This is a genomic window from Paractinoplanes ferrugineus, from assembly GCF_016862195.1.
Lineage (GTDB): Bacteria > Actinomycetota > Actinomycetes > Mycobacteriales > Micromonosporaceae > Actinoplanes > Actinoplanes ferrugineus.
On the sequence record NZ_BOMM01000039.1, the window covers coordinates 92,940 to 108,073 of the forward strand.

Here is a 15,134-nt window from a genome sequence, read left to right on the forward strand (position 1 = left end):
ACCCGACCCGCCCCATTCAACCGGGGAGGGTTCAGGTGACGGCCGTGGTCATGCCATTGTCGCCGACAGTGTGCACGGCTGACGAGTCGACATGAGCGGCCCCCTCAGTGCAAGCGTAGCTACCCTGTGTGACGAAATTGCCACGCGGATCGGTCCGGAGGCCGGTGGCCAGCTCATTCAGATCCGTGACCGCCTCGGCGAGCCGTTACGCGTTGCGATCGCGGGCCGTCTGAAAGCCGGAAAGTCGACACTCGTCAACGCCCTGATCGGGCGCCGGGTGGCACCCACGGCGGTGGGTGAGTGCACCCGGGTGGTCACCCGGTTCCGCTACGGCCCGGCCGACCGGGTCGACGTGGTGCTGCGCGACGGCACCCGGCGCAGCCTCCCGCTGGCCGACGACGGCATGATCCCGCAGCGGCTGGGCGTGCCGGGCTCGTCGGTCGCCTACGTCGACGTGACCCTGACCAGTGAGAAGCTGCGTGACCTGACCGTGGTCGACACCCCCGGCCTCGCCTCCACCGACACGGTGGTCTCGGCGCGCGCCGCGGAGGCGGTCGGGGTGTCGACGGCCCCGTTCGACGCCGACATCGACGCCGACTCGGCCGGCGAGGTGGCCGCCGCCGAGGCCGTGGTCTACGTGTTCACCCAGGCGGTGCGGGCCGACGACGTCCGTGCCCTGGAAGCGTTCCGGGACGCCTCGGCACGGCTGTCGTCGAGCCCGATAAACGCACTCGGCGTCTTCGGCAAGGTCGACACCCTGGCGGGTGGGCCGGGTGACCCGTGGCCGATCGCCGGTCCGCTCGCCGAGCAACAGGCGGGCCTGCTCGCCCGTACCGTCTCCGATGTCGTCCCGGTCGTCGCCTTGCTCGCCGAGACCGCCGAGGCCGGCCGGCTCAACGCCGCGGACGCGGCGGCCCTGCGCGAGCTGGCGCAGCTGCCGGTGGAGCAGTTGCGGGTGCTGCTGGCGTCGGTCGACCTGTTCCGGACGCGGCCGGCGCCGCTCGACGCGGCCCAGCGGGAACGGTTGCTGACCCTGCTCGACCTCTACGGCATCGGCTTCGCCCTGGCGCAGTACGCGGCGGACCCCCGGCTGAGCACCGGTGAACTGGTGCGCCGCCTGGTCGCCGCGTCCGGGTTCCCACGGCTGCGCCAGACCCTGGAGGAGGCGTTCCGGTGGCGCGCCGACGCGATCAAGGCCGGCTGGGCCCTCGGCCGGCTCGAACGCCTCGCCGGGCACACCCGGGACCCGAAGGACCGGGAGACCCTGCGCGACGCCGTCGAGCGGCTGCTGCGCGATCCCGCCTACCACCGGCTGCGGCTGCTCGACGCGGCCCAGCGGGTGGCGACCGGCTCCGTGCACCTGCCCGCCGACTGGGAGGCCGAACTGACCCGCCTGGCCACCTCCGAGGACCCCCGCTGGATCCTGCGGCTGCCCGGCGCCGGCGCCGACGAACTCGCCCGCGCCGCCCGCGAGGCCGCGAACCGGTGGCGGGTCTACGCGGTCGCCGGCGCCGGACCGGCCCAGTCCCGGGTCGCCCAGGTCGCCCACCGCGGCTTCCACCTGCTCGCCCAGCAGGTCGTCCGATGACCCCGGACCTGACGAAAACCCTCGACACCGCGGTCCGCGACACCCTCGCGTACGTGCGTGGCCGCGACCCCGACGCCGGCGCCGACCTGGCCGAACTGCATCGCCGCGAGGTCAACCGGCCGTCGCTGGTGGTGGTCGGCGAGACCAAACGCGGCAAGAGCTCACTGATCAACGCGTTGCTCGGCGTGCCCGGCCTGTCCCCCGTCGACGCCGCCGTCGCCACCGCCACCTACCTGCAGTTCGTGCCCGGCCCGTACCAGGCGCGGGCGTGGCTGCCCGGCTCGGCCGAACCGGTCGGCGTCGACGACCTCGCCGCCTGGGCCACCGGCGCGCAGAAGGCCCGCCGCATCGAGGTCCAGCACCCGGCGCCGCTGCTGCAGTACGTCAGCCTGCTCGACACACCCGGCGTCGGCGGACTCGACCCTGCCCACGCCACCGTGGCCCTGGCCGCCGTCGACAAGGCCACCGCGCTGCTGTTCGTCGCCGACGCGTCCGCCCCGCTGTCCGAACCGGAACTGAAGTTCCTGGTCGCCGCCAGCGTTCGGGTCGACGCCGTGGTCTTCGCGCTCACCAAGATCGACGCGTACCCGGGCTGGCGCCGCATCGCCGACGACAACCGCAACCTGCTGCGCGCGCACGCCCCCCGCTTCGCCGAGGCGCCCTGGTTCCCGGTTTCCTCCGCCCTCGCCGAACTGGCCCGTCAGTCACCGCCGGGCGAGCAGGCCGCCCTGGTCGACGCGTCGAGGATCGCCGAACTGCAACACGCCCTGGTCGACCTGGCCGGCCGCGGCCACCAGCTGCAACTGGCCAACGTGCTCCGCGCCGGCCGCGGTGACCTGGCCCGGCTCGCCGACGCGGCCGCCGCGAAGGTGCGGGCCGCCGAGGCCGCCCCGGCCCGCGCCGCGCAGGTCCGGGCCGAACGGGCCGCCCTGGCCGCCCGTAAACGCACCGAGTCGCGGCAGTGGACCCTGCTGCTGAGCACCGAGACCCAGCGGGCCCGGGTCGAGACCGTCGGCCGGCTGCGCAGCACCGTCGCCACCCTGCAGCAGGAGTTCTCGGCACGCATCGACACCGGTCGCGGGGCGGTGCTGACGAAACTGCCGGACGCCGTCGACGCGTCGCTGCAGGCCCTGTCGGCGGAACTGTCGCTGGGTCTGGAGGAGACGTTCCGGACGGTCGCCGAGAAGGTCCTCGCCGAGGTGTTCGACGCCGACGAACGCGCCGGGATGCTCGGCCGGCTCAACGCTACCCTGCGGCACGCGCTGGCCGCCGCCCCGATCCGCGACGGCTCCGGCGAGAACATGCTCATCGCCCTGTCCGCCGGTGGGATCGCGTTCATGGCCGGCCGCGGCGCCATCCTCGGCGCGACCGCCCTCGCCGCCGGCGGGGTGCTGGTGCCGGTCGCCGGGATCGGTCTGGGCCTCGCCGCCGGCGGTTACGTCCTGTGGCGGCGCCGCGTGCAGACCGACCGGCAGCAGGCCCGCATCTGGCTGCGGGACGTGCTCGGGGAGGCCCGCGCGGCGCTCGCCGACGAGATCGCCAACCGGTTCACCGACCTGCAGTACGCGCTGTCGGTGGCCCTCGACGACGCGGTGGAACGGCGGCTGCGCGACCTGGACGCGCACATCGCCGAGATCGACGCGGCCGCCGCCGAGGACGCCGCCGGCCGGCAGAAACGCCGGCTGGCGGCCCAGCAGGAACTTGACGGGGTACGCGCGAAGCTGCGCCACACCGACGACGTGCTGATCCGGGCGCGGGCCCTGACGCCCGTCCCGCTTGACGAGGAGGACCAGTGACGGATCACCACGACTACGGCGACCACCACTTCGGCGACGACCACCTGCCGTTCGACGACCACGACCAGTTCGACCACGACCAGTTCGGGCCGCACCACGACGATCCCGGCCCGCCCGACGACCACCTCGCGTGGGAGCCACCCGTCCCCGAGGACCACCACGTCGAGCTGCCCGCCCACGACCAGGCCACGCTGGACGAGCACCTCCCCCGGGCCGACGAACACCCCGCGACGGACCTGCCCGACCTGCCGGACCTCAGCGACAACGTCTTCCCGCCCGCGGTCGACGTCGGTGAACTGCCCGAACCCGTCGACGGGTTCCCCTGGATCGACACCGGCAGCCTCGGCCTCGCCGACCTGCGCGACGCCCTGCACGAGACCGACCCGGTGCAGCCGGCGGAACTGGCCGAGTACGCCCGGACCGACCTCCCCGCGGGCGCCGACCCGTGGCAGGCCCTGGCCGACTCCGACGACCCCGCCACCGCCGCCCTCGCCAAATGGTGGTCGCAGCAGAACTGAGTGCGCGGCCTCTCCCCCCGCCGGTGGCGAGATGGCAGGATGACCCGGCCACCGAACGACGACCGGGAGAACAAGCCCCATGGCCGCACCCACCGGCACCCCCACCGATCGACCCGCGGCCGGCCGCCGGGAACGCACCGGCTGGTACTTCTACGACTGGGCCAACTCGGCGTTCTCCACCACGGTGCTCACCGTCTTCCTCGGCCCGTTCCTGACCAGCGTCACCAAGATCGCCGCCGGCTGCGAGCTGGGCGCGGACGACTGCACCGGCCGGGTGCATCCGCTGGGCCTCTCGGTGGCGGCGGGCTCCTTCTACCCGTACGTCGTCTCGCTGTCGGTCTTCCTGACGGTTTTCGTCCTGCCGGTGATGGGGGCGGTGGCCGACCGGAGCCCGCGCAAGAAGGTCCTGCTCGCCGTGACCGCTTTCACGGCGGCGGCGGCCACCATGGGTTTCGCGTTCGTCACCGGCGACCGTTACCTGCTCGGCGGCATCCTGTTCCTGATCGCGAACATCTTCGGCGGCGCGTCGATCGTCGTCTACAACTCGTTCCTGCCGCAGCTGGCCGGCCCCGACGAACGCGACAAGGTGTCCAGCCGCGGCTGGGCGCTCGGCTACCTGGGCGGCGGGCTGCTGCTCGCGTTCAACCTGGTCGCCGTCACCATCCTGTCGGTCGACGGCAACGACCAGCGCACCCTCGACCTCGCCCGCTGGTGCATCGTCTCGGCCGGCGTGTGGTGGGCGCTGTTCACCCTCATCCCCCTCGCCTGGCTGCGCGAACATCCGGGCCGCTCCGCCGCCGCCGGGCCCCGCGGCAACGTGCTCGTCGACGGCTTCCGGCAGCTCGGGGCGACGATCCGCAACGTCCGGGCCTACCCGCTGACCCTGTTCTTCCTGCTCGCCTACCTGATCTACAACGACGGCATCCAGACCGTCATCGCGCTGGCCAGCCAGTACGGCACCGAGGAACTCGACCTCGAACAGTCCACGTTGATCATCACGATCCTGCTGGTGCAGTTCCTCGCCTTCGGCGGTGCCCTGCTGCTCGGCGCCATGGCCGCCCGCGTCGGTGCCCGCCGAACCGTCCTGTTCAGCCTCGCTCTGTGGCTCGGCGTGGTGATCGCCGCCTACTGGCTGCCGGCCGGCGAACCCCTGCCGTTCATGCTGCTCGGCGTCGCGATCGGTCTCGTCCTCGGCGGCTCGCAGGCCCTGTCCCGCTCGCTGTACTCGCAGCTGATCCCGGCCGGCAAGGAAGGCGAGTACTACGGCTTCTACGAGATCAGCGACAAGGGCACCAGCTGGCTCGGCCCGCTGCTGTTCGGCCTGGTCTTCCAGCTGACCGACAGCTACCGGTTCGGCATCGTCTCGCTCGTCGTGTTCTTCCTCGTCGGTGGGGTGCTGCTCGCCCTGGTGCCGATCCGCCGCGCCATCGTCGCCGCCGGGAACACACCCCCCAGACTGCTCTGATGGACATCACCGTCGACCCCGACTCGGCCACCCCGCCCTACGACCAGGTGCGCCGCCGCATCGCCGAACTCGCCGCGTCCGGCACCCTGCCCGCCGGCACGAAACTGCCCCCGGTGCGCACCCTGGCCACCGACCTCGGGCTGGCCGCCAACACGGTCGCCCGCGCCTACCGCGAACTGGAGGCGGCCGGCCTGGTCGAGACCCGCGGCCGGGCCGGCACCGTGGTCACGTCCCGGGCCACCGGCACCTCGGTGCAGGCCCAACTGGCCGCCGCCGACTACGCCGCCCGCATCCGCGCCCTGGGCGTCACCCCGGAGACGGCCCTGGCCCTGGTACGGGCGGCCCTCGATGCCGGTTGACGTCGTCTTCGAGACGCACGCACTCACCGAGGACAACGAGCGCGGCATCGCCACCGGCTGGCTGCCCGGCCGCCTCAGCGCGCAGGGGCGCGCCAACGCCGCGGCGATGGGCCGCCGGCGGCGCCCCGACGGTCTTGCCGCCGTGTTCACCTCGGACCTGCACCGGTCGGCGGAAACCACGAGGATCGCCTTCGGCGACACCGATGTGCCGATCCTGTACGACTGGCGGCTGCGCGAATGCGACTTCGGCTCCCGCAACGGCACCGCGGCCGCCGACGTCAAAGCCGACCGGCTGTCCTTCTGCGACCGGCCCTATCCCGGCGGGGAGAGCCACACCCAGGCGATCACCCGCGTGCTGGGTTGCCTCGGTGACCTGCCGACGCGCTGGTCCGGCCGCCGGGTGATGCTGATCGGGCACTTGGCGACCTACCGTGCGCTCGTGCACGCGAGCACCGGCCGCCCGGTGCGCGACATCGTCGCCGACGACTTCGAGTGGCAGCCGGCCGGCTGGTCGTTCGTCCTGAACGGCTGACGGCCGGCCCCGCCGGGGCACAGCTCACGGGCGGGAGTGGAGGTAGGTGTCCAGGGCGGCCGCTCCCGCCAGCATCGCCCGGCCCCGCGACGTCAGCCGTTCCCGCCAGGCGTGCAGCATCGCCTGCAGGGGCTCGACGCCGCCGGCGGTGCGGACCTGGGTCATCAGCGGGGCGATCTGCTCGAGCCGGTACCCGCCGCGGCGCAGCTGGTGCACCATCTCGGCGTCGCGGATGTCGGCCGGGCCGAACACGCGGTAGCCGGTCCGGGCGTCACGGCGCGGCCGGAGCAGACCGGCCGCCTCCCATTTGCGCAGGGTGGCGGCACGGACACCGAGTTTGCGGGACAGCGACCCGACGAACATCTCCCCGTGTGCGGGCGGCGCCGGGACCAGGTCGGTCAGGGCGGCCTCGACGGCGTGCAGGGTGTGCCGGTCGGCCAGCAGCTCGGCGTGACTCTCGTCGATCAGGCGCAGCGCCTCGCCGGTGGCGCCCCGGTTGACCGCCCGCATGATGGCCGCGGCACCCTGATGGTGGTGGGCCGGCACCAGGGCGAGGAACGCGGCCAGGGCCGCCGCGTGCACCGGTGTGTAGGCGCGGTAGCCGGTCCCCGAACGCGACGCCTCGGGCAGGATGCCGGCCGCCTCGTAGTTGCGGACCGCCTGCGTGGACAGGCCGTGGACTCGGGCCAGGTCCACCGGTCTTTGAAGGTTCTGTCGCATATCTCCGGGTTTACACCGCCAAAGTCTCCACCGTCGGTTCAACGATACTGTTCAGGGGCATGACCGCTTTCGACGCCACCACCCTGCTCGGCCTGCTGGCCGGGAAACCACGCGTGCTCGCGCTCGGCGAACCCACCCACTTCGAGGACGCGTTGCTCGACATGCGCAACGACCTGTTCCGGGAACTGGTCGAGGACCACGGCTACCGGACGATCGCCATCGAGAGCGACTGCCTGCTGGGCCTGCTCGTCGACGACTACGTCACGACCGGCGCCGGGGACCTCGACGACGTCCTGGCCCGGGGCATCAGCCACGAGTTCGGGGCCGGCCGCGGCAACCGGGACCTGCTGCGGTGGATGCGCGCCCACAACGAGGGCCGGCCCGCCGCCGACCGGGTCCGGTTCGCCGGCTTCGACGGCCCGCTGGAGATCACCGGCGCCGCCGGCCCACGACAGGCCCTCACCGAACTGCACGCCTATCTGGCCGCCCGGGTCGACGTCCCGGTCCCGGCCGCCGCCCTCGACGAGCTGATCGGCGACGACGAGCGCTGGCCCGACCCGGCCGCGATGATGGACCCGTCCCGCTCGATCGGCGCGACCCCCGCCGCGGTCCGGTTACGGCTGATCGCCGACGACCTCGCCGCCGTGCTCGAAGCCCAGGCCCCGCACCTGATCGCCACCAGCACCCCGGACGAATGGGACCGGGCCCGCCTGTACGGCCGCACCGCCACCGGCCTGATGCGCTACCACCGCTGGATGGCCGACGACTCCCCGGCCCGCATCCCCGCCCTGCTCGGGGTGCGCGCCTCGATGATGGCCGCGAACCTGCTCGCCCTCGCCGAACGCGCCCCGGTCCTTGCCTTCGCGCACAACTCGCACCTGCAACGCCCGCAGAGCAGCATCCGGCTGGGCGAGCACTCGTCGCAGTGGTGGAGCGCCGGCGCGCTGACCGCCACCCGGCAGAGCTACGCGGTCGTCGGCACCGCCCTCGGCACCATCGACCGCCGCGGCGTCGGGACCCCACCCCCGAAAACCGTCGAAGGCCTGCTGTACGCGATGCCCGGGTCCCGCCTGCTGCTGGACCCGCACCGGCTGGCCGCCGACCGGTCGGGCCCGAGCCCGCAGCGCCGGGTGTCCCCCTGGTTCGGGTATGCCCCGCTCGATCCGGCCGAGGTGACCGGTTACGACGCGATCGCCTTCGTCAAGGACTGCTGACCTTCTCCCCGGCCGGCCACATGCGGCGGCGCACCGGTTGCCGGACCGGGGTGGGGATGCGCGGCAGGCGGACGGTGAAGGTGGCACCGCGCCCCGGGCGGCCCTCGGCGGTGATGGTGCCACCGTGCCCGGTCACCACTTCCTTGAGCAGGGCCAGGCCCAGCCCGAAACGGCGGTCGCCGGCGGCGGCGCCCCGGTGGAAACGGTCGAACAGGCGGGCCGAGTCGGCCGGGTCGAACCCGGCGCCGGTGTCGGCCACCACCAGTTCGGCGGTGTCGCGGACCGCCCGGACGGTCACGGTGATCTCGCCGCCGGCGGGGGTGTGGGTCAGGGCGTTGGACAGCAGTTCGGCCAGGACGCGGTGCAGGGCGGAGCGGATGCCGGCCACCGGCAGCGGGCCGCCCGGGGTGGCGAGCTTGACCGTCACCCGGCGTTCGGTGGCGCGGGCCGTCTCGCCGGCGACGACGTCGGTGGCCAGCAGGGTCAGGTCGACCGGTTCGCGGACCGGGCCGTCGTCGGGGGCGGCGGCGAGCCGGGCGGACAGGAGCAGTTCGTCGACGATCTCGCCGAGCCGGCGGGTGGTGCCGACGAGGCGTTCCAGGTCGCGGCGTTCGGCCGGGCCCGAGTCGGAGCGACGGGCCAGCATCTGGGCGCGGGTGTGCACCTGGGCGATCGGGGTGCGCAGCTCATGGCTGGCGTCGGCGACGAACCGGCGTTGCCGGGCCAGCGCCTCGGCGAGCGGGGCGACCGAGCGGTGGCCGACGATCCAGCCGGTCACCGACGCGGCGAGCAGGCCGAAACCGGCGGCGAGGGTGAACGCCCAGAGCAGGTGCCGCCGGTCGGCGATCTGGTAGCGGGCGTCGAACACGACCTGCACGGCCCCGGTCGGGGTGGCTTGGGTGCGCACGTGCAGGACCGTGCCGGGGGCGTCCACGGTGGTGATCTCGGTCGGCCCGCCCGCCGCGACCCGGTCGAGGGCCGGCCGGTCGGGGAAGCCGGGCGGCGGCGGGACCGGCCCGGAGCGGACCACCCCGTCCTGCAGCTTGATGATCCAGTTGCAGCCGACCGGGCCGGAGATGCTGCCGTAGCGGGCCCCCCAGGACAGTTCCCGCTGGATCTGCCGTTCCTGGCTGGCCACCAACGTCGCGTACGAGATGGCGCCGACCAGGGTGAGCAGCGCGCCCACCGCGAGCCCGACGAACAGGCCCATCCGCCACCGGGCGCGGCGCACGATCAGGCCCTCGGTGCTCACAGCGCCCCCAGCCGGTAGCCGAGGCCGTGCACGGTGCGCACCACGTCACGGCCGAGTTTGCGGCGCAGGTAGTAGACGTAGGTGTCGACCAGGGACGCGGCCGCCGCCTCGTCGAAGACCCGGGTGCGCAGCTGGGCGCGGGAATGCACCTGGTGCGGGCGGGCGGCGAGCACGCGCAGCAGTTCGAACTCGCGGGCCGACAGCGACACCCGGCCGCCGCCGGGCAGCACCACGTCGCGTACGGCCAGGTCGATCAGCCCGCGTCCGACCCGCAGCGCGCCCGCGGAGTCCGGCACCCGCCGGCACAGGGCGCGCAGCCGGGCGCTGAGCTCGTCGAGGTCGAAGGGCTTGGCGAGGTAGTCGTCGGCGCCCGCGTCGAGTCCGGCGATCCGGTCGGCGACCGTGCCCAGTGCGGTGAGCATCAGCGCCCGGGCCGGGACCGCCCGCGACCGCAGCCGGGCGAGCAGGTCGAGGCCGTCGAGGGCGGGCAGCAGGCGGTCGATGACCATCACGTCGTACGTGCGGGTGAGGCCCAGGTGCAGGCCGCGCTGGCCGTCGGCGGCCTGGTCGACGTCGTAGCCCTCGTCGCTCAGGGTGTCGGTGAGCATCTCGGACAGTTCCGGGTCGTCCTCCACCAGCAGCAGCCGCATGCATTGATACTGATGGATAGAGGGACGCTTGGATAGTCAAAAGTTGAACTCACAACAAATCAACCTACGAGTACCGGATCGGGCACGGCGACCGGCCGGCGGCGGTCCAGCCAGGACAGCATCGGGGTGGTCATCAGCGTCGTGACGAGGGCGACCAGCACCAGCACGGTGAACAGTGACGCGTTGACGATGCCCGCTTCCAGGCCGACGTTCAGGGCGATCAGCTGCATCAGGCCCCGCGCGTTCATCAGGGCGCCGACGCGCAGGGCGACGTCCTGCGGTTCGCCCCGCAGCCGGGCGGCCCCCCAGCACGCGCCGAACTTGCCGGCGATCGCGACGGTGACGCAGGCGAGGGCGAACAGCAGCACGGCCGGGTCGCCGAGCAGCCCGAACTCGGTGCGCAACCCGGAGAACGTGAAGAACAGCGGCAGGAACAGGGCGGACGCGACCGGGGTGAGGGTCTCCACGATCCGGTCGGCGGCGACGCCGTGCGGCATCACCGCGCCGACGACGAACGCGCCGAAGACGGCGTAGAGGCCGATCTCGTCGGTGTAGAACGCGACGAGGAACAGCAGGCCGACCATGCCGATCATGCGGGCCGGCTCGGCCAGGCGCAGCACCGCGGCGGCGACCCGGCGGCCGAACAGCCACGCGGCCAGCCCGAACAGGATCGCGCCGCCGACGGTGACGACGGCCGGCAGCACCGCCCCGGAGGCGAAGGCGAGCACCACGGCCAGCAGGATCCACGCGACCATGTCGTCGATGGCCCCGCTGGCCAGCGACAGCGAACCGAAGCGGGTGCCGGCGAGGCCGCGTTCGGTGATGATCCGGGCGAGCATCGGGAAAGCGGTGATGGCCAGGGCGACCCCGACGAACACGGCGGACACCCCGATCGACACCCCGGCCGGGCGGATGTCGACGGCGTCGCCCGCCGCCACCACCAGCAGGACCCCGAGGAGCAGCGGCACCGTCACGCCGGCCAGCGACACCGCGCCGGCGGTCCCGGCGAGCCGGGTGACGCGGTGCGCGGTGAACGCGTAGCCGGCCTGGAACATGAACAGCACCAGCCCGACCTGCCCGACGACGTACAGCACCGGGTACAGGGCGGGCGGGAACAGGGCGGCCTGCACCCCGGGCAGCAGCAGGCCCAGCAGGGACGGTCCGAGCAGCACCCCGGCGAGCATCTCGGAGACGACCGGCGGCTGGCCGACCTTGCCGAGCAGCCACGCGACGATCTTGCAGAAGATCAGGATGACGGCGACCGCGACGAAGAAGCGCGGGGCCAGCTCGGTGGGGGTCACCGGGGTACCTCCTCGAAGTAGGTGGTGCACAGTCGCTGCCGGCGGGCGTCGACGACCATCCAGGTGCCGAGCACGAGCTGCTGGATCGACCGGCCGGCGTCGGCCCACCGGTCGCGGACCCGCATCAGGGCGAGGCGGGCCGGGCCGGGACCGGGGCGCCCGGCCGGGGTCAGGTAGGCGGGCCCGCGGCTGGGCAGCGAACGGGTGTGCTCGGCGGAGGACGCGACGTCGTAGCGGCGCAGGATCTCCCGGGTGGCGGCGCGCAGCATCACCGGTGCGACCCCACGGGCCGGGCACGCCCGGTTGGCGGTCACGCCGTACGGGATGAAATGGGCGTCCTTGCGGTTGATCCGTTCCCACCGGGACGGGTCGAAGGCGGCGTCCCCGGCCGGGCCGGTGCGCTGGAAGGCCAGGTAGTTGAACAGCAGCACGGAACCGGCGGGCAGGGTGACGTCGCCGGTGCCGGCGATCGGCGCGGAGGTGATGCGGTGGGCGATGCCGAACAGCGGGTGCACCCGGAGGGTCTCGTCGATGAGCCGGTCGAGGGCGTCGTCGTCGTCGACCTCGACGGCCGGGCCGGTGGCGGCGCAGAGCAGGATGTGCGCCATCGCCTCGGACATCTGCACGACGGCGGTGTTGAAGAACGCGCCCTGCAGGTACCAGGCGGTCTCCTGATCGGTGAACTCGGCGGGCAGTGTCACCGGGCAGGTGCCCGCGCGCAGGCGTGCCAGCAGATATCGGGTGAGGCGGTCCCGGCGGGCCATGTGCCGCAGCCCGGTGCCTTTCAGGGCGGTGACGACGTCGTCGGCGTTGGCGACGATCAGGTCCCGCACCGGCGGCGGGCAGGCCTCGCCGAAGACCAGCTCGTAGTAGACCTCGGCCCAGATCGGCATCACCAGGTCACGCAGCCGCACGTGGACGGTCCCGGCCGGCAACGCCTGCAGGCGGCGGCGGGTGGCGGCACCGGCGAGTTCGTCGCTGCGGCGCGCACCGACCGCGAGGACCTTGCGGGTGGTCCGGGCCACCGTCCGGTAGCGCTCCCCCGGCTCGAGATGCTCCTGGTGCATCTGCGGGCCCGGGGCCAGCCAGTACCAGAACAGGTCGGACAGTCCGGCGCCGCGGCTGCGCCCGTCGGCGGCCGGGTCGGCGTAGACGCGGGCGAAGTCCTCGGCGGACACCAGCGGCCCCGGCACCGGGATCCCCTCGTCGCCGTTGACCCGCCGGAAGATCCATTCGCGGAACCGGACGACGGCGTTCATGCGATCAGGTCCGGGCTCAGCTCGGCCGGTCGCTGCGCTCCGGCCAGGGCCAGGGCGTGGTCGAGCTGGGCGCGCAGGGTTTCCAGAGTTTCCCGTACGCCCGGCGCGCCGGCCCGGGCCAGTCCGTCGACGACCGGCCGGCCCACCAGGGTCGCGGTCGCGCCGAGGGCCAGCGCCACCAGGATGTCCGTGCCGGTGCGGATCCCGCCGTCGATCAGCACCGGCACGCGCCCGCCGACGGCGTCGAGCACGGCGGGCAGGGCGTCGAGGGTGGCGATCGCGCCGTCGAGCTGCCGGCCGCCGTGATTCGACACGATCACCGCGTCGGCGCCGTGCGTGACGGCCAGCGCGGCGTCGGCCGGATGCAGGATCCCCTTGAGCACCAGCGGCAGGTCGGTGGCGCGGCGCAGCCGGTCGATGTGCGGCCAGCCGAGCCGGTCGTCCATGGCGATGTCCCGGCCGTCCATGTTGCGGCAGGCCAGCCCGGGCGGCAGGTCGGTGAAACCGTTCCGCAGGTCCCGGGTGCGGGTGCCGAGGACCGGTGAGTCGACGGTGACGACGATGCCTTCGACGCCGGCCTTGGTGACGCGCTCCAGCAGCCGCGCCTGGAAGTCCAGGTCGGGTTGCGGGTAGAGCTGGAACCACAGGGCGGCGCCGGTGTCGGCGATCTGCTCGATCGGCTGGGTGGCGGCCATGCTGACGACCATCGCGACCCCGGCGCTCCGGGCCGCCTGCGCCGTGCCCGCCTCCCCGGCGGGGTGGGCGAGCAGGTGGAAGGCGGTGGGGGCGATCAGCAGCGGCATCGACAGGTCGGTGCCGAGCACGGTGGTGCGCAGGTCGCGGGGGCCGGTGCCACGCAGCACCCGCGGGATGATCCGGCGCCGCCGGAAGGCGGCCTCGTTGTCGCGCAGGGTGCGTTCCTCGCCGGCACCGCCGTCGAAGAAATCCCGGTGCACGGGGTTCATGGCAGGCGGCGCAGGAAGTCGGCGAGCGGCGCGACGTGCACGTCGGGGCGGTCCCACCGGTTCTCCAGGTTCTCCGCCAGGTGGTGGGTGCCGGTCAGGACCCCGTCGCGGTAGGCCCGCACCACCGGGTGCAGGTAGGCGGCGTCGTGGGCCTGACCGGGGTGGTTCTGGCTGATCCGGTTGACCGAGATGTCGAACGGGTCGACCTGGTCGTGGTCCGGCCCGTACTCCAGGGTCACGAGCAGGCCGGTGCGGTACTGCTCGTGGAACAGCTCGACCGGCATCTCTTCGAGGTAACGGCCGTCGGGCAGGACCACGTCGGCGAGGAACCCGAACTGCTGCCACAGCGCCGACGACCGGTTGACCCGCGCGATGATCGCCGCGGTGACGTCGGCGGTCCGCGTCGCCGGCCACGGCCGATCCGCGTACCGCTGATCGAGGATCTTGTGCAGCGCGCGCACCGCGTAGCGGAAGCCGTGGATGAAACCGCTCGTGGATTTCTTGAAGTCGCGTTGCTGGGTGATGGTGCCGGCGAAGTACAGGCCGGGCACGTTCACCGATTCCCAGGCCGGGGTCTGCGCCGGGAAACGGTCGTTGATGGCCAGTTCCGGCCGGCAGGAATCGTCGAAGATCGAGGCGTCGAACGCGAACCCGGTGCAGGCCAGCACCCGGTCGTAGCGCAGCTGTTTGGTGATCTCGTCGGCCCGGGCGAACGCGAACGTCACCACCAGGTCGTCGCCGTCACGGCGGATCTCCCGGACGTCGCCGTCGAGGATCGCGTTCGCCGACTTCAGCTGATAGGTGTCGAGGAAATTGTTGTTGACCGCCCGCAGATGCCCGACGAAATGGGTGCGCCACGCCAGTTTCACGTCGTGCGGGCCGGCCACGTGGATCAGCGTGGTGGTCTCGATCAGGTTGTCGGCGGTCTCGAACCCGGAATTGCCCTTGCCGAGGATCAGCACCCGCTGGTCGGTGAAGTCGGCGGGGTCGGTCGGCATGGTGTCGTAGCGTTCGGCGAGCTCGATCCCGGCGATGTCGGGCACGTACATCCGGGACACCCCGGTGGCCATCACCACCCGCCGGGCCCGGTACTGCCGGTCGGCGGTCACCACGAAGTCGTCGCCGTCGCGGGTGATGTGGGTGACCCGGGCGTTGTGCCGGATCCGCACGCCGGTCTTGGTGGCGAAGTCGGCCAGGTAACGCACCATCACGTCGGCGTCCGGGAAGTAGCGGCCGGTGTAGCCGGTGAACAGCGGCCCGTCGGCACTGAGCAGCGAGTTCCAGTCCAGGCGCAGGTTGAGTTCCGGATCGTCGGTGCCGGTGTGCGTCTTGTTGATGGAGATCAGCTGCCGGTGCCGCGGGTACGTCCGGAAGAACGCCCCGGGCACGTCGGCCGCTTCGAGGATGAGGTAGTCGCTGTCGCCGCCGGCTTCGAGCAGCGCGCCGAGCTGAAGGCCGGCCGGACCGGCCCCGATGATCAGGTAATCGAGCGTCACGCTTGCTGACGGTAGGAAC

General features: G+C 73.1%; 14 protein-coding genes. 7 read left to right on the forward strand and 7 right to left on the reverse strand.

Annotated features, from left to right (window positions below; genetic code table 11):
* The first annotated feature begins 91 nt into the window (after positions 1-91).
* The 6 genes from Afe05nite_RS21770 (at position 92) to Afe05nite_RS21795 (ending at position 6,258) form a co-directional block, all read left to right on the forward strand.
* Complete coding sequence (locus Afe05nite_RS21770) at positions 92-1,588, forward strand: dynamin family protein (protein ID WP_203819000.1); 1,497 nt, start codon at positions 92-94, stop codon at positions 1,586-1,588.
* A complete protein-coding gene (locus Afe05nite_RS21775; protein WP_203819001.1) occupies positions 1,585-3,384 on the forward strand; it encodes a dynamin family protein in 1,800 nt (599 codons plus the stop codon). Before Afe05nite_RS21770 ends, Afe05nite_RS21775 begins: the two co-directional genes overlap by 4 nt.
* Positions 3,381-3,902 carry a hypothetical protein gene (locus Afe05nite_RS21780; protein WP_203819002.1) on the forward strand — a complete coding sequence of 174 codons (522 nt, stop codon included), beginning with the start codon at positions 3,381-3,383 and terminating at the stop codon, positions 3,900-3,902. Before Afe05nite_RS21775 ends, Afe05nite_RS21780 begins: the two co-directional genes overlap by 4 nt.
* Positions 3,903-3,981: 79 nt before the next feature.
* Entirely contained in the window at positions 3,982-5,367 is a 1,386-nt protein-coding gene (locus Afe05nite_RS21785; protein ID WP_203819003.1) for an MFS transporter, read from the forward strand.
* Positions 5,367-5,726 (forward strand): GntR family transcriptional regulator, encoded by a 360-nt coding sequence (locus tag Afe05nite_RS21790; RefSeq protein ID WP_203819004.1) that lies wholly within the window; start codon positions 5,367-5,369, stop codon positions 5,724-5,726. The genes Afe05nite_RS21785 and Afe05nite_RS21790 overlap by 1 nt, the downstream gene beginning before the upstream one ends.
* Positions 5,716-6,258: a histidine phosphatase family protein gene (locus Afe05nite_RS21795; RefSeq protein WP_203819005.1), complete on the forward strand. Its 543-nt coding sequence runs from the start codon at positions 5,716-5,718 to the stop codon at positions 6,256-6,258. The genes Afe05nite_RS21790 and Afe05nite_RS21795 overlap by 11 nt, the downstream gene beginning before the upstream one ends.
* A gap of 24 nt (positions 6,259-6,282) precedes the next feature.
* On the opposite strand, the gene Afe05nite_RS21800 is transcribed toward Afe05nite_RS21795, so the two are convergent.
* A complete protein-coding gene (locus Afe05nite_RS21800) occupies positions 6,283-6,978 on the reverse strand; it encodes a TioE family transcriptional regulator (RefSeq protein ID WP_203819006.1) in 696 nt (231 codons plus the stop codon).
* 59 nt (positions 6,979-7,037) lie between these two features.
* Here Afe05nite_RS21800 and Afe05nite_RS21805 point away from each other — a divergent pair, with 59 nt between their 5' ends.
* Positions 7,038-8,192 (forward strand): erythromycin esterase family protein, encoded by a 1,155-nt coding sequence (locus tag Afe05nite_RS21805; RefSeq protein WP_203819007.1) that lies wholly within the window; start codon positions 7,038-7,040, stop codon positions 8,190-8,192.
* Here Afe05nite_RS21805 and Afe05nite_RS21810 read toward each other — a convergent pair.
* Genes Afe05nite_RS21810 through Afe05nite_RS21835 form a run of 6 tightly spaced genes read right to left on the reverse strand, consistent with a single transcriptional unit; the run spans position 8,179 to position 15,115 of the window.
* Complete coding sequence (locus tag Afe05nite_RS21810; protein WP_239118063.1) at positions 8,179-9,444, reverse strand: sensor histidine kinase; 1,266 nt, start codon at positions 9,442-9,444, stop codon at positions 8,179-8,181. The two genes, Afe05nite_RS21805 and Afe05nite_RS21810, sit on opposite strands and share 14 nt — an antisense overlap.
* The gene (locus tag Afe05nite_RS21815; protein ID WP_239118064.1) at positions 9,441-10,094 is read right to left on the reverse strand and encodes a response regulator transcription factor; all 654 of its coding nucleotides are present in this window, start codon (positions 10,092-10,094) and stop codon (positions 9,441-9,443) included. Before Afe05nite_RS21815 ends, Afe05nite_RS21810 begins: the two co-directional genes overlap by 4 nt.
* A gap of 59 nt (positions 10,095-10,153) precedes the next feature.
* Entirely contained in the window at positions 10,154-11,395 is a 1,242-nt protein-coding gene (locus tag Afe05nite_RS21820; RefSeq protein WP_203819008.1) for a cation:proton antiporter, read from the reverse strand.
* On the reverse strand, positions 11,392-12,654 hold the full coding sequence (locus tag Afe05nite_RS21825) for a cytochrome P450 (protein WP_203819009.1): 1,263 nt from the start codon (positions 12,652-12,654) through the stop codon (positions 11,392-11,394). The genes Afe05nite_RS21820 and Afe05nite_RS21825 overlap by 4 nt, the downstream gene beginning before the upstream one ends.
* A complete protein-coding gene (locus Afe05nite_RS21830) occupies positions 12,651-13,619 on the reverse strand; it encodes an alpha-hydroxy acid oxidase (RefSeq protein ID WP_203819010.1) in 969 nt (322 codons plus the stop codon). The genes Afe05nite_RS21825 and Afe05nite_RS21830 overlap by 4 nt, the downstream gene beginning before the upstream one ends.
* On the reverse strand, positions 13,616-15,115 hold the full coding sequence (locus Afe05nite_RS21835) for an FAD-dependent oxidoreductase (RefSeq protein ID WP_203819011.1): 1,500 nt from the start codon (positions 15,113-15,115) through the stop codon (positions 13,616-13,618). The genes Afe05nite_RS21830 and Afe05nite_RS21835 overlap by 4 nt, the downstream gene beginning before the upstream one ends.
* Between the last annotated feature and the right edge of the window lie 19 nt (positions 15,116-15,134).